Here is a 24,831-nt window from a genome sequence, read left to right on the forward strand (position 1 = left end):
TCGCGAAGCGGCCGGCGGCCCGTCTACTCCGACAGGTATTCTCCGGAAGTATTCTTCAGCAGCTGCCACACAATTAAGTAGGAGTCGGCACCACCTTCCAGTGACGCCCCATGAATATCGAACTCACCCACCGACCCTCCTACACGCACGTCGTCGCGGACCTCGAGACCGGCGAATCGATCATGGCCGAACCCGGAGCGATGGTCAGCCACACCGACAGCGTCGAGATCGAGACGGGCACGGCCCGGGACGGGCTGCTCTCCTCGGCGAAGTCGATGCTCGGCGGCGAGTCCGCCTTCGTCAACGAGTTCACCGCGGAAGGCGCCTCCGGCACGGTTACGCTCTCCCCGCCCGCCCCCGGCGACGTCGAGCAGTTCGACCTCACCGGCGAGACGCTCTACGCGGTCGACGGCGCGTTCCTCGCCTCGGACCCAAGCATCGACATCGACTCGGAGTTCGGCGGGCTCAAGTCGATGCTCGGCGGTGCAGGGCTGACGCCGCTCGCGCTCAAGGGGTCGGGAATGGTGCTCATCGAAGCGTTCGGCGCGCTCGAGTCCGTCGAACTGGAGGCCGGCGAGACGTACACGATCGACAACGAGCACCTCGTCGCGTGGGAGGGCTCGGTCGACTTCGACGCCCGCCGAGTCGGCGGCCTCAAGTCCACGCTCCTCAGCGGCGAGGGGATCGTGCTCGACTTCTCCGGGCCCGGGCGCGTCTGGTACCAGACGCGAGGACTGGACTCCTTCGCCGCGGCGCTCGGTGAGATCTTCACCGGCGAGGACGATGGCGAGGGGTCGCCCGACATGAACATCTTCTGAGAATCGTCTGCGCGAACCCCAACAGGACGACTCCCGATGGCCGCGTTTAAGCCACCCGCGACCGCAGTGGCGCGCATGGTCAACGACACGCTCCAGCGTATCGAGGAGGCCGGCGTCGTCGCAGTCCTGCGCGGCGTCGAGCCCGAAACCGTCGAGGACGTCGCCGAAGCAGTCGTCGCGGGCGGCGTCACCGCCCTCGAGGTCACCGCCGACTCCGGCGACGCGATGGACATGATCGAAACGCTCACCGAGACCGTCGGCGACGAAGCGCTCGTCGGCGTCGGCACGGTGCTGGACTCGGAAACGGCGAACGCCGCGATCGACGCCGGTGCGGAGTTCGCCGTCTGTCCGACCTTCGACGAGGGGGTCGTCGAGACGTGCAACCGCTACGGCGTGCCGGTCGCACCGGGCGTGTTCACGCCGACGGAGGCCCAACGGGCCTACGAGGCCGGCGCGGACGTCGTGAAGGTCTTCCCCGCGAAGACCGGTGGCCCCGGACACGTTGCAGCGATCAAGGGCCCGCTCGGCCACCTGAATATCATCCCCACCGGCGGCGTCGGCCCGGACAACGCGGGCGAGTACGTCGAGGCAGGTGCGATGGCCGTCGGCGCGGGCGGATCGATCCTCGATCACGACGCCGTCGAGGCGGGGAACTACGAGCAGATCACCGAGAACGCAGCGGCGCTGGTCGAGGCCGTCGAGGACGCGCGGAACTGACGTCGCCACTCGATTCATCGGACCGCCTTCTCCGAGTGCTTTCCAGATACCGACCGACGGCGTGGGAGTTTATGATCCGGTCTCGCGAACGCTCAGCCCCGGACTCGATTGCCGGGTGACCCAATGCCTTCCGAGCCTACCCCTCCAGATCTCACGATCGCCTGTCACGTCCGTCCAGCACTGATCCTCGACCCGATCGACGCGAAGGTAGCGACCCTCCGTACCGCCGAGCACGAGAACCGTATCGACAGTCTCCTCCTGCGGAGCTGGCCTGGCGACGTCGCGCTCGTCGAGGACACGCCACACCCGGAAGTCCTCGAACAGTACGAGCGCTTCGAGCGCTGGGCCGACGCCGCCGGCGTCAGCCTCGCGCCGGCGTTCCAGACGCGGGAGACGACCTCCCTCGCCTCGGATCGAACCGTCGAGCGTCTCGTCACGCCGTCGATCTGCCTCGCCTGTTACGACGGCGACCAGCTCGTCGGCGTGTTTCCCCACACCGACGACGAGACGACCCACACCGTCCCGGAAGTCATCGCAGCGCTCCGAACCGGCTCGCTTCCGGGACCGCTCCGTCCGACCGCCGTCGCAGAAACACCCGAGAGCAGCACTGCCAGCGACGGCGGATGGCGTGCATCCACGAACCGCACGGTCGAAGAACCCACCGCCAATCAGGGATCGAAGGATCGCTGTCCGGACTGCGGCGGCCGCCCGATCAACGTTCAGGGACTCCTCAACTGCCCGGACTGTGAGTGGTACGTCGGGATCGAGCGGCCGCTCGCGGTCTGATCGGACCAGCCAATGCGATCCGGTCGGCTGCGCGTCGGTCGATCGGAGCCGTAGGTACGTTCCTACCGACCGAGCTCTTCGTGCGCCGAGGAGAGATGCCGCGACGCCAGCGCCGCGAGCAAAGATAGCTCGCCGGCCAGCGCGCCGGCAGCGATGACCTCCGCGAGCGCGTCGGCATTGCTCCCCGGCGGGTCGCCGCCGCCACCGAAGCCGAGCACGTCGAGCGCTTCGGACTGCGTCGGGAGCGTCGTGCCGCCGCCGACGGTGCCGACCTCGAGGCTCGCGATCGAAACGCTCGCGTACAGTTCCTCGCCGCGGTCCTCGATCGTCGTGATCGCGTTCGAGCCCTCGACGACCTGGGCGGCGTCCTGGCCCGTCGCGAGGAAGGCCGCGGCGACGACGTTCGCCGCGTGAGCGTTGAACCCGAGCGCACCGGCTTTCGCGGAGCCGATCAGGTTCTTTCGCGTGTTCGCCTCCTCGATCGCGGCCGGCGTCGTGCCGAGGCGCTCCTCGACGACGTCCGCGGAGACCGTCACGTCCGCGACGACCGTCCGGCCGCGACCCTCGATCGCGTTGATCGCCGCCGGCTTCTTGTCCGAACAGAGGTTCCCCGAGAGCGCGACGAGATCGGCCGGCGTCTCCTCCTCAACCAGGGCGGCAGCCTCCCGCGTCGCGATCGTGGCCATGTTCATTCCCATCGCGTCCTTCGTGTCGTAGGAAAATCGCAAGAAGACGGAGTCACCGACGACGTAAGGATCCACGGTGAGCAGTTCGCCGTGGCTGGTCGTCGATTCGGCAGCCTCGCGGAGGGCGTCCTCGTGCTCGCCGACCCACTCGACGACCTGCTCGGCCTCGGTGATCCCCGCGACGCGGAAGACGGGCGCGCGCGTCATCCCGGTCTCGACGACGCGGGCGTCCGCGCCGCCCGATTCGGTGATCACGGTGGCGCCGCGGTTGACCGACGCGATCAACGCGCCCTCCGTCGTCGCGAGCGGGAGGTAGTGGTCGTCCGATCCCCCTGTTTCGGCGGTGCCGCCGTTCACGGCGAGTGGGCCGACGACGCCCATCGGCAGCTGTGCGGCGCCGAGCATGTTCTCGACGTTCGACTCGGCCTCGGCAGCAGGGAAGGCGTACTCGCCGACGACGTCGAGTTCGGCGCCGGTCTCGGCCTCGATCACCAGCCGGCGGGCCGCCGCGGCGGTGTCGGCGTCGGCATGCTCCTCGAGTTCGTGGAGCCGGAGCTCGCCCTCAGTGACGCGATCGGCGAGGGCCTGGGCGTCTGTCATGGCCGAGTCGTCGGCGGCCCGGGGCCTAAGGGTTGCTCTTCGGGGATCGATTCGGACCGGTTGGGATCGCACGAACGCCGATGCAGGCAACGAAGCGGGCCAACGTCGACGAACGAGGCGGATGCGGACGGGCGGCTGGGGTAGCGCGGTTACGAATAGGCGGCAGCGGACGAGGCTACTGCAGACGAGACGGCAGCGGACGAGGCGGCTCCAGTTCGGACGGCTGCGGACGGGTAGCCGCCGACAGCGTGGGGCGGGAGCGAACTCATCGCTCCGCTAGCCTGCCGGGTCGAAGCCCTCATCCGGTTCGTCCGGCGGTAGATCACCCATCGCGGACTCGTCGCCGAGCGTCGTGATCACCGATACGTCCCCACCCGTCTCCAGCACGATCGCGTCCACGTCCTCGAAGGAGCCGGACTGTTCCATCCGAACCGCGGCCCTGAGATCGGCCTCCGTCATGCGGTGGCGTCGCATCTGTTTCTCGTGGTACTCGCCGCGGTAGTAGAGCATCGTCGGCGGGTTCGTGACGGCCCACTCGAACCAGGACCACCGCTCCTGGCCCAGTCCGACGAGGAGCTGCATCGTCAACAACAGGACGAGCGCAGCTGCCGCCTGGACGATCGAAACCGCCGTCGTCAGGAGCGCGCTCCCGAAGACGGAGCCGATCGCGATGGTGACGATGAAGTCGAACGCGTTCATCTTCGCCAGCGTTCGACTCCCCGAGATCCGCAGCGAGACGACGAGCGTGACGTAGATCGCCACCCCGACGACGATCGTACGGATCACCGGTGCCCAACCGTCGAACGCGTAGGTGACGTTGCTCATTGGAAGCCTCCATCTGGCCTCATCGGGATCCTCCACCTGGCGCACTGGTCCGTCGGCACCCCCGCCGGATACCACTCGGCTGACGCACCAGCGCGGGACCGACGCCACCGTCCACCCAGAGCGTCGTCCAGAACAGGTCGACGACCGCCAGGACGAGAAGACCGATTCCGAGTCCGATCGGGACGGTGATCATCCAGCGACCACGACGTACGGGGCTGAGCGATCCCGGCTACGCATACCGCCGAAGAGTGTTGGCGACGAAATTGTTAGCAGCGGCTTACGAAGACCAGAGACGAAGGACGACGACGACGTCCAAGGGACATCCACCGATCGGACTCCAGCGATCGACGTTACTCCGACCGTTCGTCCGAATGCCCGTTGCTCTGTGGCGGTGCACCATCCCGAGCGTGGTCACTGCACGGTCGGCGTCGGCAGGAACATGAGCCCGGTGAGGACTGCCCGGCTCCGCGACGAAGAACTGGCACGGTGGGACCTCGTAGTCCGCTCGTATCTCGACGACGAGCGTGCCCGTGAGTACGTAGAACACCTCCTCCTGTTCGTCGTGGTAGTGTAGCCCCGAGAGCTGGATCCTCGCCAGGTTCGACCCGATAGGTCCGCAGGCCGAGGTGGTCGAGACCTGCTGCCTCGCCGACGTAGCGCATCTCCGAGGGACGATCTGGTTCGGCGGGGAAGCTCCGCCTGGTCGACGACATGGTAGCCCACGTACGATTCCGCATCAGTTGGGAAGTTGCTTTTGCTGGTGATCTGGCAGCGGCGTCCGAAATCGCCCCTAGAAGCCCGTTATCGCCCACTCTCGGCGTCGTCGCGTCACTGAACGACGGGACGAGCCGCGGGAACAGGCCAGAATTTTATATCGCGAATGAGAGTTTATGTCGTCCAATGAGCGTCACGTGTTCCCTCTAGAGCCAGCATAGAACGGCCAAAGAATCACCAGACGGCGAAGCGATCGTCCCGTTCTGGGCCACGAACCGCCGAATATCGAGAGCGGCAAATGAGCTGGAGAAAATAGACGGCGCGAGCGAGTGGAAAACGCGACGAACCAGAAAACCGCTGCACGCTACCCTTCGACCGACGCTCAGGCGATCGTCCGCCCGAGATCGCGCTGAGCACGTACGACGTCAGAGAATACGAATCGAGCCCCGCCCCGCTGGCTCGCCTCCGCAACGACGGTCCATCCGTGTGCCTCCGCGATATTTTTGACGATGGCGAGTCCGAAGCCTGTGCCGTCCTCGTCGGAGGTGTAGCCTCGTTCGAACACGTCCTCGACGAGATCCTCGGGGATCCCGACGCCATCGTCCTCGACGACGAACTCGTTGTGACCGGCAACGACGCGGATCGCTAGCGGGTCTCCTGCGTCGGTCGGGTCCGCAGGGGTGCCATGCTCGAGCGCGTTCCGAAATAGATTCTCGAGGAGTCGACGCAGCCGGGACGCGTCGGCTCTGAGCTCCAGATCGCCGTCGATTTCAAGCGTCGCCTCGGCAGTCTCGACGGTCGACCAGGCCTCCTGGGCAGCGGCGCGGAGGTCGACGGCCTCGGGCTCTTCGACGAGCCGGCCCTCGAGGACGAACGCTCTGATCTCCTCGATCAGGGACTCCATCCGTTCGAGCGCGTCGCTCGTCTCGTCGATCGCCTGCTCATCGTACCCCTCTTCCAGCAGATCGAGGTAGCCGTTGGCGATGTTGAGTGGGTTCCGGAGGTCGTGTGTCAGCACCTCCGCGAACTCGTTGAGCCGCTCGTTCTGGCGCTCGAGTTCCTTCCTGTGAGTAACTCGCTCGGTGACGTCCACCGTTACCCCGACCAGCCCGATGACCTCGTCGTTCTCGTCGTAACGAGGAACTTTCGTCGTCGAGGTGAAGTGGTCTTCCCCCAGACTGGTGGTCCCCGACTCGATTCTCGACACGACGTGTTCTTCCTCCTCGACGACCTCCATGTCGTCCGCGTAAGTCTTCTCCGCGAAACCGGGGGAGTAGAGGTCGAAGTCAGTCTTTCCGACGACGTCGTCGGGGTGGGGATGGACCTTCCCCTCGTCGTTCATGATGTAGTTCCGGGGGTCGTTGTGAGTGATGAAGTCGCTGACGCGCTCGTGGCGCCCGAGATGGTCCTTGAAGTAAATCGACATCGGGACGTGCTGGAGCAAGGAATCGAGCTGTTCGGCGGCCTCGGAGAGCCTCGACCGCTCGTTGGCCTCGTCGGTCACGTCCCGAGCCCGACCAACGACGGCGCCGTCGGCGGGCGAGCGACGCAGCCGTAGTTCGACGGTTCGCCGGCCGTCGATCGCCGGTGCGATACGAAGCTCCTGGGTTGTGGCGTCGGCCGACGCGAGTGCTGCGCCGATCGCCTCCCGATCGTCCGGTGCGACGAGTTCGGCCGGTGAACGATCCACTGCCTCCTCGACGCCGAAGACCGCCTCCAGGTCCTGACTCGCTGCGGCGATCACACCCTCGCGAACGACGAAACCGGCATCGGGTAGATCAGTGTGGGTTCGCGTCCGATCGAGCCGCTGTCGGTAGGTCGTGGCGGCGTCCTCGATTGCAGTTGCAAGTGCGGAGTAGTCGCCGTCATCGGCTCCACTGCCACCAGCACCACCAACCTCGACGTACGTCTCGGCGTCTGCAGCGAGGACGTCCGCCGCGACGGCCGAAAGCGGCTCGTCGCCGAAGAGCACCACCGGGAGGGATCCGTCGAATTCGTGGACGACCCCGGGGAGTTCGAAGGCTGGATCCCCAGGGCCATCGACGTGCCCCACGACGCAGTGAACCGGGTCCTGGCGGTCGTCGGTGTCGACAGCGCCAGTGTCGGCTGCATCGACGTCGGCAGCGTCGGTAGCGGAAAATTGAGCGTTGGAAGCGCCCGCCAGCCGTTCGGGGACCTCGTCGGTCGACCCGACGTGATCGACGACGACCCCCACCCCCTCCAGATCGACACTAACGTCCACATCGACGCCGACCAGGAGCGCTTTCACGCTCGGCATTACGGCAATAAATACTCGATCGGCATGGAAAGTGGTTTTGGCCCGGATACCCTTCGAGGAACCGGCAGAACGGGTAGAACAAACCAGCTGCGACAGCCAGTGGCGTATTCCTGCTCAGCCCTCCAGCTGCTCGCCGAGCACCGCGTCGACGGTCTCCACGAACGTCGCCGCCTCCCCCTTCGGAATCGTCGCTCCCGCTGCGACGGTGTGGCCGCCACCACTGCCCCCGACCGCGTCTGCGGCCTCCGCCATCGCCACCGAGAGGTCGACGCCCCGGCGGACCAGGCCGCCGGTCGCCCGTGCGGAGACCTTCACCTCGCCGTCGTCGTCCGCGAAGGCTACGATCGGAATCGACGGATCCACGCCATCGGCACCGACGGCCATTCCAGCCACGATGCCGACGATGGTCGCCGGGATATCGGTTCCGGCGTCGAACCACTGACAGTGCGATTCGACCGTGACGCCCTGGTCCTCCACCCAGCGGACGCCCCGCGAGAGGTTTCGCCGGTGCTCGGCGAGGAGGTCCGTCGCGTCGGCGAGCGCGCCGTCGCGATCGCCGAGGCAGACGGCGAGACCGACGGCCGATTGCTCGTAGCGAGCGGTCGCGTTGAGGAGCGTCGCGAACTCGCTGGCGTCCCGGAGCTGCGTCGCGGTCGCCTCGCCAGCGAGGGTGTACGTCGTCCCGACCATCTCGTCGATCCGATCGGCGGGGACGCCGCGCTGGATCGCACGCCGACAGAGCGCACTGGTGACCGTTTGGCGTTCGGCGCCACCGAGCTCCGCCCACCTGCGCCACTCGCCGTCCTCGCGGAGATCGAGATCGAGTTCGTCGAGGAATCGTGCGGCGGCGTGCTGGTCCGTCGCGACGCCAGGGACGCGGATCTCTTCCGCGTGAGCGAGCAGCTGTGGAAGCGGCTTCGTCTGCGTTCCGTAGACCGCGAGATCCGTCTCGATTTCGAGGACGCCGACGGCCTCGCCCTCCGCCGCGATGGCGACGTTGGCGCCGACGAGTTCGCCCGCCTCTTGCTGGCGGTCGCCGACGGCACCGACGATGGCGAGCGCGGCGAGATCGCGGTTCCGTGGATCCGGGTCGCTTCCGGGCTGGATAGCCTGCTCGGGGGCGAGCTCCTCGGCGGGACGCTGTTCGGCCAGCGCCCGCGCGATCGCGTAGATCGCTCCCGCACCGGAGCACTCGCGGGCGCCATCGAGTCCGACCAGCAGCGGATTCACGTGGTAGGGCGCGTCGGCGTAGCTACGACCGGAGTCGGCGTTCGCTTCGTCGTTCGGCGGCGTCACCTGGCGAGCGTCCGCGGGCACGGCGTCGGGCGCCAGCGGCTGGTGGTGGTCCGCGACGACCGTCGCTTCGGGATCGCAGTGGGCGTAGATCCCGTCGAGCTGTCCGCTCCCGAAGTCGGTCAGCAGGAGGACGTCCGCGACGTCCGCCGCGAGCCGTTCGAGCGCGTCGTCGTCGAGCTGATCCTCGAAGACGACGTCGTGAGGGATCGCCGCCCGGTCGAGCGCCGCCGCACCGATCGCCGCGCTGGTGAGTCCGTCCGCGTCCGCGTGTGAGACCAGCAGCACGTGCTCGGCGTCGGCGAGCCGGGCGGCGGCGCGGTCCGCCCGCTCGGCCAGCGCCGGGATCGGCGCGTTCATCTACCCACCGATTGCGCCGGTCTGGACGTTAAAGGTGTGGTCCGAGAGAGCCAGGATCCGCCTGTGAGAGTCGACGACGGAGTCGTGCAAACTGGCCCGTGAGCAGTAGCTGGACCGCGACCGCGCCCGGAAGCCTTCCCGCCCGACGGTTCTAACTCGCCGTGCTCCTCGCTCACACCGGCGGCGAGAGCACGAGAACGAGCCGCCGGTGGCCCGCGAAGGTCAGCGAGCAGCCGCTGACGGCCAGATCGACGTGGGCACCGTCGGGACCGGCCAGTGTAAGCTGGCGGTCGACGGTGTCGGCCTCGAGAAGTGACTCGACGCCCCGGTCGGCTGGAGCGAGCAGGGTCGCGGGATCGACCGACTGCATGTCGCACTCGTCGTAGCCGGTGAGCTCGGCCGCGGCGGCGTTGGTATCGATGATCGTTCCCTCGTCGGGGTCGATCAGGACGACGCCGTCGGTGACCCGCTGGAGGACCGCTCGCTGGGTGGCCGAGACCGTTCGAAGCGCCTGTTCGTTGCGTTCGCGTTCCGTGACGTCGGTGATGAACCCCTCGAGCACGGCGTCGTCGGCGTCGGCAACGTCCACGGCGTCGATCGCTCGGCCCTGCTCCCAGACCGTCCGGCGTTCGCCGTCCGCGCGGACGATTCGGTAGGTGACTTCGAAGGGTTCGTCGTTCTCGATCGCGGTCTCGACGGCGCGGCGCGTGGCGTCACGGTCTTCGGCGACGATGACCTGGGACTCCCAGTCGACCTCTGCGCTGGTGAGCGCCTCCGGATCGTAGCCGGTGAGGTCGCGACAGCCCTCGCTGACGAAGGACATCGGCCAGCCTTCGGTGATCGTACACCGGTAGGCCATCCCGGGGAGGTTCGCCAGCAGCGTCTCGTACCGGCGCCGAGCCTCCGCGAGCTCGCTCTCCGCCCGATAGCGGCGGACCGACTCCTCGATGCGGTTGGCGAGCACGGCGTACTGGTCAGTGCCGGTCTCCTTCTGGAGGTAGTCCGTGACACCCCGGGAGATCGCCTCACTGGCGATCTCCTCGCTGCCCTTGCCCGTGAAGAGGATGAAGGGAAGATCCGGGTAGTCCTCGCGAACGGCCGCGAGGAACTCCAGACCGTCGGTGCCGGGCATGTCGTAGTCGCTGACGACGGCGTCGAACGAGTCCTCGGACAGGAGTGCCAGTCCGGTCTCGGCGTCGGTCGCGGTCGTGACCGAGAGCCCCTCGCGCTCGAGGAACGTCGCCGCGAGGTCGACGAGCCCTTCCTCGTCGTCGACGTGCAGGACGGCCGGGGCGGCCGTACCGTCCGCGTTCGCGCCGGCAGCGCTACTCATCCCCTGTGCTATAGGAGCCGGTCGTAAAAAACTCGGTGGCCGGATAGACAGGGATGCTCGACAGCGACGGACGGTGTCGAGCACGCGTGGCGGTGCTCCTGGCCGCTGCGATCTGGCCCGCCAATGGCGTCACTCGATGGCGTCGACGACGTCCGCGATCAGCTCGTCGACGTCCGCCGACGCTGGTACCACGTCGACGTCGAGCCCGCGTTCGCGAGCGGTCGCCGCCGTCGGCTCGCCGATCACGCCCACCACCGCGTCTTCCAGCCCCTGCCGAGCGGCTGCTTCGACGCCGCGTTCGGTCGCCGCCTCGAAGAAGTGTTCGACGGTCAACGAGGAGGTGAAACAGACCCCATCGAGTTCGCCCGCCGCAGCCAGCTCCGTCGAGTCGCCGGCGTCCTGCGGGCGCCGGAGTTCGTAGAGTACGGTCTCGTGGACGGCCGCGCCGGCCGCCCGCAGTCCGTCGAGGAGCACGTCGCTGCCGTGATCCGAGCGAGCGACTTCGACGCTCGTTGCGGGCCCCCGATCGACGGCTTCGTTGGGCACGGATCCGGCGTCACCGCCGCCCTCGATTCGCGGCTCGAGCGCGTCGACGAGCCCCCGCGATGAGTACTCCTCGGGTACGACGTCGACAGCGTAGTCGGCCGACCGGAGGGCGTCCGCAGTCGCTGCACCGATCGCGGAGACGGTCGTCGCATCCGCGGGCGTCCAGCCGGCCTCGGCGACGAGTTCGACGCCGGTCTTGCTCGTGAAGACCACGACGTCGGCGTCGCGCTCGGGCGTCGCGTCGGTCGGGTCGACGGCGAGCATCGGATCGGCGACCGGCTCGACGCCGGCGTCGGCGAGCGCCGACACTGCCGCCTCCAGGCGCCCGTCGTCGGGGCGGAACACCGCGACAGACGGTCGGTCGTCGGTCATTCCGTAGCGCCTCCGTCGGACTCCCCTGCCGGAGCCGACCCAGCCCCAGCCACCGACGCTCCTCCGTCGCCGTACGGCGATTCAAGCACGTTGAGAACCTGCTCGCGCGTCGCAGCGACCTCGCCAATCACCGTCACCGCGGGCGGTTCGATGCCGACGTCGTCCCGGACGGCCTCGATCGTCGCGAGCGTCCCGGTCGCCACCTGCTGGTCCGGCCAGGTCGCGCGCTCGACCAGCGCGACGGGGGTGTCGGCGTCCATGCCGGCGTCACGCAGGGCCGCGACGTACTCCGGGAGCTTGCCGACGCCCATCAACACGACGAGCGTCCCGCCGGTCGCGGCCAGCGCCTCCCAGTCGACCGCGGACTCCGCCTTCGTCGGATCTTCGTGTCCGGTGACAAGCGTCACCGAGGACGCGTGCTCCCTATGGGTCGCGGGGATCCCCGCAACGGCCGGGCCGCCGATCGGCGACGTGACTCCGGGGACGACCTCGACTGGGACGCCGTGCTCGGCGAGATACTGCAGCTCCTCGCCACCACGCCCGAACACGAACGGATCGCCGCCCTTCAGTCGGACGACGTCGTTTCCCGCTCGCGCCAGCTCGACGAGACGTTCGTTGATCGCGGACTGTGGCGTCCGTTCGCCGCCGGCGCGCTTGCCGACGTCTTCGCGCCTGTCGGCCGGAATCGTCTCGATGATCTCCGGGCCGGGGAGCTTGTCGTGGAGGACGACGTCCGCGGCGTCGAGTAGCCGACGGGCCCGAACGGTGAGCAGCTCCGGATCGCCCGGGCCGCTGCCGACGAGGTAGACCGTTCCCCCGCTCTCACCTCCCGCAGCACTGGGCTCTTCATCCTCGGCACCACCGGAATCTCCGTCCCCACCAGCACCGGAGTTCTCCTCACTCACGTCTCATCACCCGTCGCACTCGCGGCACCGTCCTCGGCGGTCTCGACGCCGGGTTCGCCCTCCTCGCGCTTCGCGGCCTCGATCAGCTCCGCAGCGCCGGCGTCGGCGACCTCCCGTGCGAAGGACCGGGCCGCCGACGCGTAGGTCTCCGCAGGAAGATCCCGCGTCAGCTCGACGGACTCGCTGCCGTCCCTGCTGAAGGCCGCGACCCTGACGTGGACGTGACGGCCCTGCAGACTCGCGTGGACGCCGAGGGGGGCGACGCAGCCGCCTCCGAGCTCCGCGAGAACGGTGCGCTCGACCGTCGTCGCGATGCGCGTGGGTCTGTGGTCGAGGATCGTCCGCAGCAGATCGACGATCTCGCTGTCGGCAGCGGCCGTGATCGCGAGCGCACCCTGGCCCGGTGCCGGCACGAAGTCGTTCTGTGGAAGGTGCTGGACGGCGAGGTCCTCGAGGAGCCCGACCCGTTCGAGCCCGGCAGCGGCGAGGACGATCGCGTCGTACTCGGTCTCGACCTCGCGGTCGAGCGCGCGGCGCTCCACGTCGTCGAGCCCCTCGCGCCACTCGGCGATAGCCGCCTCGGCAGCGGGCGTCGCCTCGGGCGCCTGGACGGCGCCCGAATCGTCGGCGTCCTCGCGAGCGGCCTCGCCCCGGCGGTCGCGTTCGGCCTGCAGCGACGGTGCGAGCAGCTTCTCGACGCGAGTGTCCACGTTCCCGCGCAGCGGCTCGATCTCGAGATCGGGCCGCTCGGCCTGGAGCTGTGCACCCCGCCGGAGACTCGATGTCCCAACAGTCGCTTCCCGGGGGAGGTCCCGGAGCGTCCGGCCGTCCGGCGTGACGAGTACGTCACCCGCCTGGGCGCGCTCGGGAACCGCCGCGACGACGAGGTCGTCGGGGCTCTCCGTGGGCACGTCCTTCATCGAGTGCACCGCGGCGTCGGCGTCGCCGTCGAGCACCTGCTCGTCGAGGGCACGGACGAACGCGCCGGTCTTGCCGAGCCGGTGGATCAGCTCGTCGCGAACCCGGTCGCCCGTCGTCTCGACGGTGACCAGCTCCGCGTCGCGACGGCGCCGCTCGAGCGCGTCCTGCACCGAGCCGGCCTGGATTCGTGCGAGTTCGGAGCCTCGCGTCGCCAGCCGGATCGGTGGCGTGGAAGTCATGGCTGGTGGTGCGAGTCGGAGGGGGAAAAGCGCCGCGTTCGGCGGGCGGTCGCCGTCCGTGCCGGGTGAATCTCGTCCGCCCTGGGTGGCCGATCAGTTCCCCTCGACGAGTCGTTCCAGCTGTTCGGGCGGAACGGCGCCGCGCGCCGCGTAATCGTCGTAGACGAACGTCGGAACGCCGGTGATCCCGACCTGCCGGGCGTCGTCGAACGCCTCACCGACGCGCTCGCGACGATCCTCGTCCTCGACGGCCGTCCGGACCTCGTCGCCGTCGATCCCGACCGACTCGGCGAGTTCCGCGAGTACCTCGACGTCGCCGATGTCGCGGCCCTCCTCCCAGTGCGCCTCGTAGATCGCCTCGTCGAAGGCCTCCCACGCGTCGGGGTGTTCGGTCTGGACGTAGTGGGAGGCGACCTGGGCGTCGAGGGAGTCGACGTCCTCGACCTCGTCCATGCCGAGCATCTCGTCGGCGCCGTAGCGCTCCTGGAGCCGCTCGACGTTCTGACGGGCCTGCTCGAAGTACTCCTCGTCCTTGCCGTCGTCGACGGAGTGGTCGATCTCGCCGTCGGGGCCGCGCTTCTGCGCCCGGAGGTCGAAGGGGTGCCACTCGATGGCCAGCGCCTCCTCGCGCTGCGATCGGTACGCCTCCAGCGATTCCCTGCCGAGGTAACAGAACGGGCAGACGTAGTCGGCGTAGACGGTGATCTTCTCGGGATCGGTGGACATGTGGAAGGAATGGCACCGAACGCTGAAAGGACCCCGGGTCGCGGAAGGGGCGGCCATCCAGCGAGTAGCGTTCGTCGGTCTCCGTTGCGTCCCGGACCAGGCGAACCGGTACTCGGACAAGCCGATCGAGTACTCAGACGAGCCGATCGAGCAACTCGACGACGCGCTCGAGTTCGTCCTCGTTGATCGCGTGCCCGAGATCGTCGTAGCGCCTGCAGTCGACCTCGCCGTCGAGCGCTTCGAAGACGGCGGCCGTGTTCCGGACGCGCTCGCCGTCGACGTATGGATCCTCGGTGCCGTACCCCAGAAACACCGGCGTGCCGTCGGTCGATCCACGCCTCTCGGCCCCCGGCTCCGGACCCAACAGACTCCCCGAGAGGACGGCGAGGCCGCCATAGCGCTGCGGACGTCGAGCGACGTACTCGGCGGCGAGACAGCCGCCCTGTGAGAACCCGAACAGTACGGTTCGCTCGGCCGGTACTCCGGCCGCATCGGCCATTTCGATCGCCCGGTTCACCTGCCCGAGCGCGGAGGTGATCCACGGTTCGTTTTCACCGATCGCCACCGATCCCGACCGGGGATACCAGGTGCTCCTGGCAGCCTGAGGGGCGACGTAAGTGACGCCATGCCGGTAGATGTCGTCCACGAACCCGAGGATACCCCGGGCGCTCGCGCCGCGGCCGTGGAGCATAACGACGGCAGCCTCGGCCGCTCGTGGTGGTGCGCCGGCCGTCTCGATGGGCTGGCCCGCGTGCGGGTCGGGATCGGCTTCGTCGCCCGGATCGGACGACGACGTCGGTCCGCTCATCGGCCGGCTCCCCTGACGGCCGAAACGTCGAGCGGAGGTAGCTGCTCCTCGATCAGGTCGCGGTCTTCCTCGAGCCACGGCGGCAGGTACAGCGACCCGCCGAGGTCCCCTGCCGACGTGTCGGCAGTCAGTCCCGGCGACTCGGTCGCGAGCTCGAACAGGATCCCGCCCGGTTCGCGGACGTACAGCGAATGGAAGAAGTGACGGTCGGTCACGCGGGACACGTCGTACCCGCGCTCCCGGAAGAGGTCGTGCCAGCTGTAGAGCTGCTCGACGTCGGACACACGCATCGCGACGTGGTGGAGCGATCCAGCGCCCTCCCGGCCGAACCTGGCGTCGCGGTCGAGGAGGTCGACGACCGTCGCTCGATCGCCGGCAGCCCGATACCGCACTCGATCACCCGCCTGATCGACGAGGTCGAAGCCAAGCGTCTCCAGCAGGCTCGCTGTCTGGTAGGGATCCGACGGGAGCAGCGTGACGCTGTGAATGCCCCGAACGGCGTGGCGTGCCGGAATCGGACCGCCCGCCCACGGCTCGACGGACGATTCGCCAGTGACGAGCTCCAGTTGCGTGCCGTCGGGATCGCAGAAGCGCAGGACCGTCTCGTCGAACCGTTCCAGCGGCCCCTCGACGGCCACGCCACGCTCGGCGAGTCGATCCCGCCAGAACTCGATCGACCCCGGCGGGATCACGAGCGACGCCGTCGTGATCTGTGGCGCCCCCGCCCGCCCGTCTTCCTCCGCAGGATATGGGAAGAAGGTGAGTGCAGTGCCGGGACTGCCCGTCTCGTCGCCGTAGAACAGGTGACGGGTAAACTGCGCCTCGAAGTTCACCGTGTGCTTGCAGAGTCGCAACCCAAGGAGGTCCGCGTACCACTCGACGTTCGCCTGGGCGTCCCTGACGATGCCGGTGACGTGGTGGATTCCGGGCGTATCCTCGAGTTCGGCCAGTGAGTGATCGCCGATCACGGATGCTGTGTCGAACTGGGTGGCGGACCGGCTTAAACGCTCGCGGACGTGGGCGTCAGTACGTAACGCCACCGTTACCGGGGAGTACACCGGCCTACGACGGGTTCCGGAGGCCGCCCGTCGAGCAAGGTACTAGAAGAAATTGATATCGCGGTATTCGATACAATACTTAAAGAAACCACCGGGAGACCTGACGCAAGGGGCTTTTCCCCGCCGAACGCGACCTTACCCCATGGTCCAGAACGTCGCCGGGATCGTCGCCGAGCTCGAACCCGAGGACGTCCACCTGCTCTCGGGCGTCGAGCACGGCATGCGTTTCTCGGAGTGGGTTGCCCGGAACAAGCTGCCGGAGTTCTCCGGGCTCACCACCGAGAACGTCGACTACCGTCTCGAGCGATGCGTGGACCGCGAGCTGGTCGAGCGCAAGACAATCCAGTACGAGGGGTTCAAACTCACTTACGAGGGGTACGACGCGCTCGCGCTGTACACTTTCGCGGAACGCGAGTCGATTACCGGCGTCGGCGCGTCGCTGGGGGTCGGGAAGGAAAGCGACGTGTACGAGGTAGAGTCCTACCGACCGCTCGCGTTGAAGTACCACCGCGAAGGCGTGACGAACTTCCGGGAGGTCGCCAAGGAGCGTGACTACACCTCCGATCACGACCACGTCTCCTGGCTCTACACCGCCCGGAAGGCCGCCGAGCGCGAGTACGAGGCGCTCGAAACGCTCTACCCCGACGTCTCGGTGCCTCAACCGATCGACCAGAACCGCCACGCCATCGTGATGGCGAAGATGGACGGCGTCGAACTCTCGCGCACCCGCCTCGAGGACGAGCAGGTGCTCGGGGTGCTCGACCTCTTGTTACGGGAGATTCAGACCGCGTACGCGTGCGGGTACGTCCACGGCGACATGAGCGAGTACAACGTCTTCGTCGCAGAAGACGGCGTGACGATCTTCGACTGGCCCCAGTCGATTCCGACCGACCACGAGAATGCCAAAGAGTACCTGGAGCGCGACATCGAGAACGTGCTCGGGTACTTCGAGCGCAAATACCCCGGAGTCATGGGCGAAGTATCCGCCTCCACGGTGGCCGAGACGATCCGTGCTGACGAGTTCGACGCAGTGAGCGGGTTGCAGTAGCCCGGCCACAGACGCTTCTTCGATTCGGGCTTCGTTCCGCCGACAGTATCCGTCGTATCGGCCAGTGAGCCATGGGAACGACGGAAGTCCGAGTTGCGGTTGGGCGCATTCCAGAGTCCGCTTTCTCCCCGGAATCGAGCGATATTCGGCGACGACCCGTATCGAACAGTCAAATAAGCTACAATTTTGGCGTGTGGCCGGCGACGTTTACACTCTATTTCGCTATAGCAAATGACATTGGCCGCGATATCGACGCTCATGCCGGGGCTGGCCGTCGAATCGCCCGACGTGAACGGTGAATCGGAGCGGGAGCTACCAGAACGGCACAGCATCTTGCCGGCGAGCGAACCGCCGAACCCCCCCGGTACCAGATACCCAGCGACATCGCGAGGACTATTCGAAGCGTTTAACCGCCGAAACGCCGGAGCATTGGACAACTCGCTGGCAGTCGGGCTCCAGCGGGCACCCGTCTCACGACGGGCCGGGATGTGACCCTGGCCGGCGCCCGCAGACCGCGGACGCCGGGAGAGCCGACGAGACTGCGACGGTCTCGCGGCGAACGGGTTGAACCACCAAACGCCCGAGGAGAACACATGGCACGAAGCTTCTACTCACACATCCGGGACGCCTGGCGCGATCCCGACGACGGAAAGCTCGCGGAACTACAGTGGCAGCGCAAGCAGGAGTGGCGCGACCAGGGTGCGATCGTCCGCATCGACCGCCCCACTCGCCTCGACCGCGCACGCCAACTGGGCTACAAGGCCAAGCAGGGCATCGTCGTCGCTCGCGTCTCCGTCCGGAAGGGGACCGCCCGCAAGCAGCGCTTCAAAGCCGGTCGCCGGTCAAAGCGCCAGGGCGTCAACCGCATTGGGCGACGCAAGAACATTCAGCGGATCGCCGAGGAGCGCGCGAGCCGGAGGTTCCGGAATCTGCGCGTCCTCTCCAGCTACTGGGTGGGCGAAGACGGCTCCCAGAAGTGGCATGAAATCGTCCTCGTCGATCCGGAGCATCCCGCGATCGAAAACGACGACGACCTCAACTGGATCTGCGACGATTCCCAGTCCGGTCGCGCGTTCCGCGGCAAGACCGGTGCTGGCGCCGACAACCGCGGACTCCGGAACCGCGGCAAGGGCGCGGAGTCCAACCGACCGAGTGCGTCGGCGGGCTCCGACCGCGGCCACTGATCGCGACGGCGACCGCCGACTCGTTTTCGACGGCAATTCGATCACCGACGAGCTGCTGGGTAGAGTCGAAGTCAGACTCACAGTTCCTTCGTAGCCGGAACCGTGCCGTTCGCCGAGCGACGGTGCCGGCTCAGGCGTAGCCGTCCCGAGGGGAAACCTCCGGAGCGTCAGCGATCGGCCCGATCCCCTGGACGAGGTCGATATACGCGACGATCGACTAATTGTCGAGCGTTCCGCGGAGGCGACCGTCCTCGAGGACGACCACGCGATCCGCTCCACTCGACGCCAGCAGTTCGAGGACCTCGAACGCGGGGGTGTCGGGAGCGATCGTCGGTGGGTCCTCCGTCATGACCTCCACGACGGTAGTCGTCGAGCGGTCTTTGGTCGGCACCGAACGGAGCGCCCCGAGGGAAACGAGCCCGGTGAGACTGCCGTCAGAGTCGACGACGGGATAGCCCGTTCGCCGATCCGACAGCATGCGTTCGAGGAGTTTCTGAACGGTCATGTCGCCGGATACCGTCATCGCGTCCTCCCGGAGGAGATCGCCGGCCGACACGTCTTTCAGGAGATCACGGAGCGTGACGACCCGTGACTCAGCACATGCGGCGACGTACACGAAGAAGCCGACGATCGCGAGCAGCGGTGCGAGGCTGAGGATGCCCAGCAGGACCATCACGACCCCGAAGAACCGACCGGTCTTGGCGGCGATGGCGGTTGCCTCCACGTATGGGCGACGGCTGGCCAGCAGCGCCCGGAGAATGCGACCGCCGTCCATCGGGAACGCTGGGAGCATGTTGAAGATCGCCAGCGAGAGGTTGATCACCGCCAGCCAGGCGACGACGAAGATCACCATCGCCGGCGCCGATCCAGGGATAGCGAACAGCGCGAGATAGCACACCGCTGCGACGCCGACGCTGGTCACGGGCCCGGCAAGCGCCACCCAGAACTCGATCCCCCAGTCCTCGGGCAGATCCTCCATCCGCGCGAGACCACCGAAGATCCAGAGCGTGATCGAGGCAATCGGAATGCCATAACGCATCGCGACGATGGAGTGGCCAAGCTCGTGGAGCAACACGCCGACGAACAGGCCCGCAGCTGCGGCACCACCGATGATCCAGGGATTCGATCCCTCCGTCAGCGGATCGACGTCGACGGTGGTCGGCGAGATCGCGTTGACGACGTCACCGTAGAGCTCGATCTGGCCCGCGATTAACCAGACGAGGATCGGGAGGAAGAGGAGCAAGGAGACGTTGATCCGGATCGGAATACCGAGGATCCGGCCGAGCGTGATGCTTCGCATTGACGGATTGTATGCCGGTTGGCTCCATAAGGATTGGTCCGCCGGAACACCACGGCTTAGTACGACCCGCTGTTACCACCCGATTATGCGAGAACCGACGCCGACGACGCCGCCGGTCGCACTCTCGATCGCCGGTAGCGACTCCGGAGGCGGCGCTGGAATTCAGGCCGACCTCCAGACGATGGCCGCCCACGGTGTCTACGGGACGACCGCGATCACCGCTGTCACGGCCCAGAACACCCGCGGCGTCGATCGCAGTCACGTCCTCGACGCCGACGTCGTCGAAGCACAGTTCGAGGCCGTCGTCGACGACTCCGATCTCGGCGCGATCAAGACCGGGATGCTCGCAACGACGCCGATCGTCGAGCTTGTCGCCCAGCGCATCGGTGACCTCGACGCACCAGCGGTCGTCGATCCCGTCATGGTCGCCACGAGCGGCGATCGGCTGCTCGAACCAGCCGCCGAAGCCGCGTACGAACAGCTGATCGGCGAGGCCACCCTCGTAACGCCGAACGCCGACGAGACCGCTGTCCTCACCGACGTCGAGGTCACCGACGTCGAGTCCGCCGAAACGGCCGGAGAGGCTCTCCTCGAGTTCGGCGTCGACGCCGCGCTCGTCAAGGGCGGGCACGTCGAGAGCGACCCCATCCGCGACGTGCTGGTCACGCCTGCCGAGACGCACGTCTTCGAGCACGAACGGGTGAACACCGACGCGACACACGGATCCGGCTGTGCGCTCTCCGCTGCGATCGCCGCGTCACTCGCTCGGGGAGAACCGCTCCCGGCGGCCGTCGAAGCGGGGACGGCGTTTCTCGAACGCGCCGTCGCCCATCACTACGACGTGGGACGGGGACCGGGTGCGGTGAACCACCTCGTCGACGTGCGCGCACGGACCGACGGCGACCGGGTGGACTGACCTGGGCCAGCAGAAACGAATCGAGAGAGAGAGAGAGAGAGAGAGAACCGTCAGTTCAGAACTCCCCGATCCGGGACTGGTCGCCGACGTCCTCCCCGGCGAGGGAGGCGGCACGCTCGATCGTCTCCTCGAAGGGCTCGCGCTGGCTCCGGTCGTACAGCGTCGCCGCGGGGTGGACCGACAGCAGGATGCGCTGTCGACGATCGCCGATCGTCGCCTCGACGATGTCGCCGGCTTCCGCCGTGATCGCCACGTCGCGCTCGAGGAGATGCTCGGCCGGGACCTTTCCGAGCGTGACGAGGACCTCGGGATCGACCAGTGCGAGTTCACGTTCGAGGTAGCCCTTGCAGTTCGCCAGCTCCTGGTTCCGTGGGTCGCGATTGTCCGGGGGCCGACAGCGAACGCAGTTCGTGATTCGCACGTCCGATCGCGCGAGCCCGACGTCGCGCAACGCCTCGTCGAGTACCCCGCCGCTCCGTCCGACGAACGGCTCGCCCTCCTCGTCCTCTTGGGCACCCGGAGCCTCCCCGACGAAGCAGAGGTCGGCGTCGTCGGGACCGACGCCGTCGACGATCCGGCTGCGGGAGTCCACGAGTTCGGGACACCGCTCGCAGGCCGTGACCGTGAGGCCGTCCATCGAGCCGTCGTCGATGTCGTCCATCGACCGGAGCTACGCCACTGGGGGATTTCAGTTCCCGGGTGATCGATCGCGTGAGGGCCGCGCGAAATCGTCTGCGGCACGTGCGACGAGCCTGGCGACGCGAAGGGGCTCCGGGCGTCCTCCCTCGGCGACGAACGTTTCGAGTAGCTCCGCGGCGGCCGCCGCATCGATCCCGCCAGTCCGGTAGTAGAGATCGTGACCGTCGATCGACGTCGCGTGGCGTTCCGACAGGGCCTCGTACCGCGCTAACCGATCCGCGAGCGCTTCCCCCTCGAAAGCCGCTGCAAGCGCGTCCTCGAGCCCATCACTCTCCTCGAACGTCACGGCGACGACGGGCCGTTCGATCCGATCGGCGAGCTCCACAGGATCGAGAACGTTGTACCACGCGAGTGCGATGCCCGCGACCAGCACGTAAGGAACGTCCTCCCGCTCGAGCCGATCCCAGAGCGTCGCCACTGACTCGGTGACGTCGGTGCCGCCGACCGTACAGCGTCCGAAAACGCAGCCGTCCACGACGTGGTCACCGCGATAGACCACGCCCGCGAGCGTGCTCGCTTCGGCGTCCGGGGCGTAAGATTCCGCGACGCCCAGTGCCCGAACGCCGGATTTCATCAGTTGGCGTCCTGTTCCTTGATGTCCGAGAGGCGATCGATGAGTTCGTCGTTCGACGCGCCGATCTCGAACTCGACGTCCCCGTCGTGGTCCGTCTCCCCGCTGGCTACGTTCTCCTCGTCGAGATCGGTGTCGATCTCCTGGTTCCCTTGCTCGGATTCGTCGTAGCTACCGAACCCCATGTTCGTTTCATACTACCCGCCTCAGGCCAATAAATTCCACGGCAGATTGTTGGAGTTGTCGGGCGGCGGACGAACGGTCACGTCACTCCCAGTTTTCGGAATGGAGAACTCGATGTCGACGAGCAGTCGAACAGCGACCCATTTTATCCCCTCTCGCATTGCGGAATTTATTTACTGCCATCAGCCAATGGCGTTGGCATGCCCGATGCCCCCAGTCGTCGAGCAGTCCTCCGCTCCGGCGTCGCACTCGGTTCGATCGCCGTCGCTGGCTGTATCGACGGATCGATTGGTGGAGATGGTGGGAACGCTACCGACGGCCCAAATGGCACCTCCCCGAACGGAACGAATTCAGACGGCGATGGCGAATCGAAGCCATCAACGGTCGAGCGCTGGCCGATGTACCAGTACGACGCCCAGAATACTGGCTCCGTCGACGCGTCGCCACCGACAGAGGACGTCGAAGAGCTGTGGAGTGTCAATGTGGGTGACTCAATCAATGCCAGTCCGGTCGTCGCGAATGAGACGGTGTATACGCTCAACGCTGAGGGAACAGCGTACGCGATCGAAGACGGTGAGATTCTCTGGTCGAAGGCGCTTGCCGGGGTAAATGCATCAGCCAGCCCGACAATCAAAGAGGATCTCCTTCTCCTGCCCCATTCCAAGGGCCTCACCGCCCTCGCCCGAGAGGACGGATCGCAGCAATGGACGTACTCGCCAGAGGGCGAACCGCGCGACCTGACTGTCAGCGGCGACGTCGTTCTGTTCACCGACGGCGTAACCACGCTCAACGCCGTCGAGGCCCAGAGTGGTGACGAACGCTGGACGGCCACGAGTTCGGCGGTCGGCGCCAGTGTTCTCGGGATACCGGCAGTCCTCGACGGTGAAGCGTACGTCAAAGTCTCACCTGGGCTGAACCGCGAGCATGGGCCAATCGCGAAAGTAAACCTCGAGTCGGGCTATCTCCGAACAGCGGTCCAGACTGAAAAACCGATTACGACGTCGCTGGCAGCGAAAGACGGGATGCTCTTCGGTGGCAGCGAAGAGGGGGTGCACGCCTTCGATATCGAAGGCGAGACGCTCTGGCACTATGAGACAGAGGGAACTGTCGCAGGAACACCAACGGTCGCTGGGGAGACAGTCTACTGTTTTACGTGGAACGAGAGTTCAATGGGGGATGTTCAAGCAATAAATCTCGAAGATGGCTCATTAAACTGGAAGAATCAGGGGATATTCTTTCCCGGACAAAGACCGATGGTCGTTGGTAATTCGTTCGTATACGCAAATTCGCCAGACAGATGTGTTTGTTCACTTGATAAAGAAACAGGTTCACAGCAGTGGGACGTTGATGGCGTATTTACCACGTACCATTCGATGGCATACGCGATGAATACGTACTATTCCACATCAATTGACGGGAAAGTACGTGCTTATGCAATATTGTAATTAATCGAGTTTTGAAGAAGGAGGCGAAGTGCCGGCCGAGGCCGATTGCTCTGCCGGCATCGTCGACGCCCGTGAACCCGGAGACGTATCTGCCGAAGGCGACGGTGAATCTGACGGAGGCGGGGGCAAAGTTATTGATTTGGTTCGAACAGCGGTTTGCCCACGGCCGTCCTCGACCTGAATCGTGACGCTCGTTTTCCCATAGTCGTCCGCTACGTTAATATATTCGTTATTATAACCATCAATATCTGATATTGCACGATCAACGACAATATCCCCACCAACGAATATTTCTACCGACGAAGCGGGATTATATGGGTCAGAAATCCTGTAACGAACGGTTAAACTATCATCAAATTGGTTAAATACCACATAGTCAAATTCCGGCGCAGGATCGACGACCACGTGCTGATTCAGCACCGTCTCGGTTTCCAGCGTCGTATTCGTACGGAATACCGCGGTCGTGTTCTCACCGTTCTTCTCGGCGAACGTTCCGAGTTGCTCGAGTTCTAGGTCCAGATTCGCCGTCACCACGTTCACGCCGGGCAGCAACGTTAGATCGGCCAGCGTATCCTTCGTACTGAAATCGTCCATCTCCCCGTTGTCGACCACCCACACGCTATCCGTTACCTCGCCGCGCTCGCTCGACTGAACGGTGTAACTAACGCCCTGATACTCCCATCCATCACTCGTCTTTGCGTCGGGTGCCCCCGTCACCACCGCTGGCCCCTCGATCCGTGGATACTCGTCACCGCTCGGCGTGTCCGGCGTCCAGCTACCGGGACTTCCCGGCGCGCTCCACGTGTCGCTCACCGTCTGGTTCCACTGATCCGCGACGACAGCGCGGTAGGTCGCCCCAGGCACGATCAACGCCGATTGATTGGACACGCCGCCGAGCTCCGGCACGCTCCGGTTGGCGATCTCCTGCTCGCCGCGGTACCACGTCACGTTCTCGACGACCGACGCACCGGGGCTAATGGTCGTCGTCAGGTTCACTTCGTCGCCACCGGAGGCGCCCGGTGGCCCGGTCAGCTCCACGCCGAAGTCACCCTCTGGAACCACCGTCACGTAGAGCGTGTCGGAGGCTTCCTGGCCGGCGTCGTCGGTCACCGTGACGGTCACCGCGTACTCTCCAAGTTCCGACGCGCGGAAGTGAGCGAGCCCGCAGTCCGACGAGTCACACGTCGGATCGACGTTGCCCCCCGTCGGCGTCGTGATATGCCAGTCGTAGGCGACCAGCTCGCCATCCGGCGAGAACGACTGCGTCGCGTCGAGCAGCACCGACGCGTTCCGCTCCACCGTCTGGTCCAGGCCCGCGACTGCCTGTGGAGGTTCCGGCGGTTCACTCTCGGTCGTCGCAGCGGGCGCAGCGACGCTCACGGGAACTGCACTCAGCAGGCAACCGATCGCCAGGCACGCGCAGAGCAATCGACGAGTTTGTTGCATCGGTTCTTGTACGATACTATCTCGGCATCGCATAAAAACGTGTTCGGATCGCAA

General features: G+C 66.5%; 23 protein-coding genes and 1 pseudogene. 7 read left to right on the plus strand and 17 right to left on the minus strand.

The genetic code is table 11. From position 1 onward, the window contains the following. The first annotated feature begins 110 nt into the window (after nt 1-110). The 3 genes from ACZ5KP_RS03520 (at nt 111) to ACZ5KP_RS03530 (ending at nt 2,321) form a co-directional block, all read left to right on the plus strand. Entirely contained in the window at nt 111-818 is a 708-nt protein-coding gene (locus ACZ5KP_RS03520; RefSeq protein WP_460919952.1) for a TIGR00266 family protein, read from the plus strand. Between the two features lie 75 nt (nt 819-893). Further along, nucleotides 894-1,535 (plus strand): bifunctional 4-hydroxy-2-oxoglutarate aldolase/2-dehydro-3-deoxy-phosphogluconate aldolase, encoded by a 642-nt coding sequence (locus ACZ5KP_RS03525; RefSeq protein WP_460919954.1) that lies wholly within the window; start codon nt 894-896, stop codon nt 1,533-1,535. A gap of 123 nt (nt 1,536-1,658) precedes the next feature. Continuing rightward, nucleotides 1,659-2,321: an HTH domain-containing protein gene (locus ACZ5KP_RS03530; RefSeq protein ID WP_460919956.1), complete on the plus strand. Its 663-nt coding sequence runs from the start codon at nt 1,659-1,661 to the stop codon at nt 2,319-2,321. Between the two features lie 62 nt (nt 2,322-2,383). Here ACZ5KP_RS03530 and hmgA read toward each other — a convergent pair whose 3' ends face one another. From hmgA to ACZ5KP_RS03590, 12 genes are all read right to left on the minus strand, one after another. After that, nucleotides 2,384-3,607 carry a hydroxymethylglutaryl-CoA reductase (NADPH) gene (gene hmgA / locus ACZ5KP_RS03535; RefSeq protein WP_460919958.1) on the minus strand — a complete coding sequence of 408 codons (1,224 nt, stop codon included), beginning with the start codon at nt 3,605-3,607 and terminating at the stop codon, nt 2,384-2,386. A gap of 276 nt (nt 3,608-3,883) precedes the next feature. Continuing rightward, nucleotides 3,884-4,432, minus strand: a complete 549-nt coding sequence (locus ACZ5KP_RS03540) for a DUF421 domain-containing protein (protein ID WP_460919960.1) — start codon at nt 4,430-4,432, stop codon at nt 3,884-3,886. Between the two features lie 277 nt (nt 4,433-4,709). Continuing rightward, nucleotides 4,710-4,979, minus strand: a complete 270-nt coding sequence (locus ACZ5KP_RS03545; protein ID WP_460919962.1) for a hypothetical protein — start codon at nt 4,977-4,979, stop codon at nt 4,710-4,712. Between the two features lie 549 nt (nt 4,980-5,528). Continuing rightward, nucleotides 5,529-7,424, minus strand: coding sequence for a sensor histidine kinase (locus ACZ5KP_RS03550; protein ID WP_460919964.1), 1,896 nt, complete (start codon nt 7,422-7,424; stop codon nt 5,529-5,531). Nucleotides 7,425-7,538: 114 nt separating this feature from the next. After that, nucleotides 7,539-9,077, minus strand: a complete 1,539-nt coding sequence (locus tag ACZ5KP_RS03555; RefSeq protein WP_460919966.1) for a DHHA1 domain-containing protein — start codon at nt 9,075-9,077, stop codon at nt 7,539-7,541. Nucleotides 9,078-9,249: 172 nt separating this feature from the next. Next, on the minus strand, nt 9,250-10,410 hold the full coding sequence (locus ACZ5KP_RS03560) for a response regulator (RefSeq protein ID WP_460919968.1): 1,161 nt from the start codon (nt 10,408-10,410) through the stop codon (nt 9,250-9,252). A 129-nt stretch (nt 10,411-10,539) separates the two neighbouring features. Next, on the minus strand, nt 10,540-11,328 hold the full coding sequence (locus ACZ5KP_RS03565; protein WP_460919970.1) for a uroporphyrinogen-III synthase: 789 nt from the start codon (nt 11,326-11,328) through the stop codon (nt 10,540-10,542). Continuing rightward, nucleotides 11,325-12,233 (minus strand): uroporphyrinogen-III C-methyltransferase, encoded by a 909-nt coding sequence (gene cobA, locus ACZ5KP_RS03570; RefSeq protein ID WP_460919972.1) that lies wholly within the window; start codon nt 12,231-12,233, stop codon nt 11,325-11,327. The genes ACZ5KP_RS03565 and cobA overlap by 4 nt, the downstream gene beginning before the upstream one ends. Beyond that, nucleotides 12,230-13,393, minus strand: coding sequence for a hydroxymethylbilane synthase (hemC, locus tag ACZ5KP_RS03575; RefSeq protein ID WP_460919974.1), 1,164 nt, complete (start codon nt 13,391-13,393; stop codon nt 12,230-12,232). Before hemC ends, cobA begins: the two co-directional genes overlap by 4 nt. A 93-nt stretch (nt 13,394-13,486) precedes the next feature. Next, a complete protein-coding gene (locus ACZ5KP_RS03580) occupies nt 13,487-14,119 on the minus strand; it encodes a DsbA family oxidoreductase (protein WP_460919976.1) in 633 nt (210 codons plus the stop codon). A gap of 133 nt (nt 14,120-14,252) precedes the next feature. Further along, on the minus strand, nt 14,253-14,927 hold the full coding sequence (locus ACZ5KP_RS03585; RefSeq protein WP_460919978.1) for an alpha/beta hydrolase: 675 nt from the start codon (nt 14,925-14,927) through the stop codon (nt 14,253-14,255). After that, nucleotides 14,924-15,895, minus strand: a complete 972-nt coding sequence (locus ACZ5KP_RS03590) for a VOC family protein (RefSeq protein WP_464761882.1) — start codon at nt 15,893-15,895, stop codon at nt 14,924-14,926. Before ACZ5KP_RS03590 ends, ACZ5KP_RS03585 begins: the two co-directional genes overlap by 4 nt. A 232-nt stretch (nt 15,896-16,127) precedes the next feature. Between ACZ5KP_RS03590 and ACZ5KP_RS03595 the strand changes: the two genes are divergently transcribed. Beyond that, complete coding sequence (locus tag ACZ5KP_RS03595; RefSeq protein ID WP_460919980.1) at nt 16,128-17,033, plus strand: serine/threonine-protein kinase RIO2; 906 nt, start codon at nt 16,128-16,130, stop codon at nt 17,031-17,033. A 593-nt stretch (nt 17,034-17,626) separates the two neighbouring features. Continuing rightward, nucleotides 17,627-18,217 carry a 50S ribosomal protein L15e gene (locus ACZ5KP_RS03600; protein WP_460919982.1) on the plus strand — a complete coding sequence of 197 codons (591 nt, stop codon included), beginning with the start codon at nt 17,627-17,629 and terminating at the stop codon, nt 18,215-18,217. 217 nt (nt 18,218-18,434) lie between these two features. On the opposite strand, the gene ACZ5KP_RS03605 is transcribed toward ACZ5KP_RS03600, so the two are convergent. Next, entirely contained in the window at nt 18,435-19,517 is a 1,083-nt protein-coding gene (locus ACZ5KP_RS03605) for a site-2 protease family protein (protein WP_460919984.1), read from the minus strand. 85 nt (nt 19,518-19,602) lie between these two features. Between ACZ5KP_RS03605 and thiD the strand changes: the two are divergent. Beyond that, a pseudogene (gene thiD / locus ACZ5KP_RS03610) lies at nt 19,603-20,403 on the plus strand (bifunctional hydroxymethylpyrimidine kinase/phosphomethylpyrimidine kinase); the annotation flags it as partial. Between the two features lie 85 nt (nt 20,404-20,488). Here thiD and ACZ5KP_RS03615 read toward each other — a convergent pair. The 3 genes from ACZ5KP_RS03615 to ACZ5KP_RS03625 are packed head-to-tail and all read right to left on the minus strand — an operon-like array spanning nt 20,489 to nt 21,888. Beyond that, nucleotides 20,489-21,094, minus strand: a complete 606-nt coding sequence (locus ACZ5KP_RS03615) for a uracil-DNA glycosylase (protein ID WP_460919986.1) — start codon at nt 21,092-21,094, stop codon at nt 20,489-20,491. Between the two features lie 27 nt (nt 21,095-21,121). Beyond that, nucleotides 21,122-21,706, minus strand: a complete 585-nt coding sequence (locus ACZ5KP_RS03620; RefSeq protein ID WP_460919988.1) for an endonuclease dU — start codon at nt 21,704-21,706, stop codon at nt 21,122-21,124. Continuing rightward, the gene (locus ACZ5KP_RS03625) at nt 21,706-21,888 is read right to left on the minus strand and encodes a DUF5786 family protein (RefSeq protein WP_460919990.1); all 183 of its coding nucleotides are present in this window, start codon (nt 21,886-21,888) and stop codon (nt 21,706-21,708) included. The genes ACZ5KP_RS03620 and ACZ5KP_RS03625 overlap by 1 nt, the downstream gene beginning before the upstream one ends. Nucleotides 21,889-22,086: 198 nt before the next feature. Here ACZ5KP_RS03625 and ACZ5KP_RS03630 point away from each other — a divergent pair, with 198 nt between their 5' ends. Then, the gene (locus ACZ5KP_RS03630) at nt 22,087-23,331 is read left to right on the plus strand and encodes an outer membrane protein assembly factor BamB family protein (RefSeq protein ID WP_460919992.1); all 1,245 of its coding nucleotides are present in this window, start codon (nt 22,087-22,089) and stop codon (nt 23,329-23,331) included. Here ACZ5KP_RS03630 and ACZ5KP_RS03635 read toward each other — a convergent pair whose 3' ends face one another. After that, entirely contained in the window at nt 23,332-24,810 is a 1,479-nt protein-coding gene (locus ACZ5KP_RS03635; RefSeq protein ID WP_460919994.1) for a PKD domain-containing protein, read from the minus strand. Nucleotides 24,811-24,831 lie beyond the last annotated feature (21 nt).

This window comes from Salinarchaeum chitinilyticum (assembly GCF_055390775.1).

Bases quoted from the DNA above. Each gene is read 5' to 3' on its own strand.
- ACZ5KP_RS03520 (WP_460919952.1), top strand. From the start codon at position 111: ATGAATATCGAACTCACCCACCGACCCTCCTACACGCACGTCGTCGCG.
- ACZ5KP_RS03525 (WP_460919954.1), top strand. From the start codon at position 894: ATGGTCAACGACACGCTCCAGCGTATCGAGGAGGCCGGCGTCGTCGCA.
- ACZ5KP_RS03530 (WP_460919956.1), top strand. From the start codon at position 1,659: ATGCCTTCCGAGCCTACCCCTCCAGATCTCACGATCGCCTGTCACGTC.
- hmgA (WP_460919958.1), bottom strand. From the start codon at position 3,607: ATGACAGACGCCCAGGCCCTCGCCGATCGCGTCACTGAGGGCGAGCTC.
- ACZ5KP_RS03540 (WP_460919960.1), bottom strand. From the start codon at position 4,432: ATGAGCAACGTCACCTACGCGTTCGACGGTTGGGCACCGGTGATCCGT.
- ACZ5KP_RS03550 (WP_460919964.1), bottom strand. From the start codon at position 7,424: ATGCCGAGCGTGAAAGCGCTCCTGGTCGGCGTCGATGTGGACGTTAGT.
- ACZ5KP_RS03555 (WP_460919966.1), bottom strand. From the start codon at position 9,077: ATGAACGCGCCGATCCCGGCGCTGGCCGAGCGGGCGGACCGCGCCGCC.
- ACZ5KP_RS03560 (WP_460919968.1), bottom strand. From the start codon at position 10,410: ATGAGTAGCGCTGCCGGCGCGAACGCGGACGGTACGGCCGCCCCGGCC.
- ACZ5KP_RS03565 (WP_460919970.1), bottom strand. From the start codon at position 11,328: ATGACCGACGACCGACCGTCTGTCGCGGTGTTCCGCCCCGACGACGGG.
- hemC (WP_460919974.1), bottom strand. From the start codon at position 13,393: ATGACTTCCACGCCACCGATCCGGCTGGCGACGCGAGGCTCCGAACTC.
- ACZ5KP_RS03580 (WP_460919976.1), bottom strand. From the start codon at position 14,119: ATGTCCACCGATCCCGAGAAGATCACCGTCTACGCCGACTACGTCTGC.
- ACZ5KP_RS03585 (WP_460919978.1), bottom strand. From the start codon at position 14,927: ATGAGCGGACCGACGTCGTCGTCCGATCCGGGCGACGAAGCCGATCCC.
- ACZ5KP_RS03595 (WP_460919980.1), top strand. From the start codon at position 16,128: ATGGTCCAGAACGTCGCCGGGATCGTCGCCGAGCTCGAACCCGAGGAC.
- ACZ5KP_RS03600 (WP_460919982.1), top strand. From the start codon at position 17,627: ATGGCACGAAGCTTCTACTCACACATCCGGGACGCCTGGCGCGATCCC.
- ACZ5KP_RS03605 (WP_460919984.1), bottom strand. From the start codon at position 19,517: ATGCGAAGCATCACGCTCGGCCGGATCCTCGGTATTCCGATCCGGATC.
- ACZ5KP_RS03615 (WP_460919986.1), bottom strand. From the start codon at position 21,094: ATGGACGACATCGACGACGGCTCGATGGACGGCCTCACGGTCACGGCC.
- ACZ5KP_RS03620 (WP_460919988.1), bottom strand. From the start codon at position 21,706: ATGAAATCCGGCGTTCGGGCACTGGGCGTCGCGGAATCTTACGCCCCG.
- ACZ5KP_RS03625 (WP_460919990.1), bottom strand. From the start codon at position 21,888: ATGGGGTTCGGTAGCTACGACGAATCCGAGCAAGGGAACCAGGAGATC.
- ACZ5KP_RS03630 (WP_460919992.1), top strand. From the start codon at position 22,087: ATGCCCGATGCCCCCAGTCGTCGAGCAGTCCTCCGCTCCGGCGTCGCA.
- ACZ5KP_RS03635 (WP_460919994.1), bottom strand. From the start codon at position 24,810: ATGCGATGCCGAGATAGTATCGTACAAGAACCGATGCAACAAACTCGT.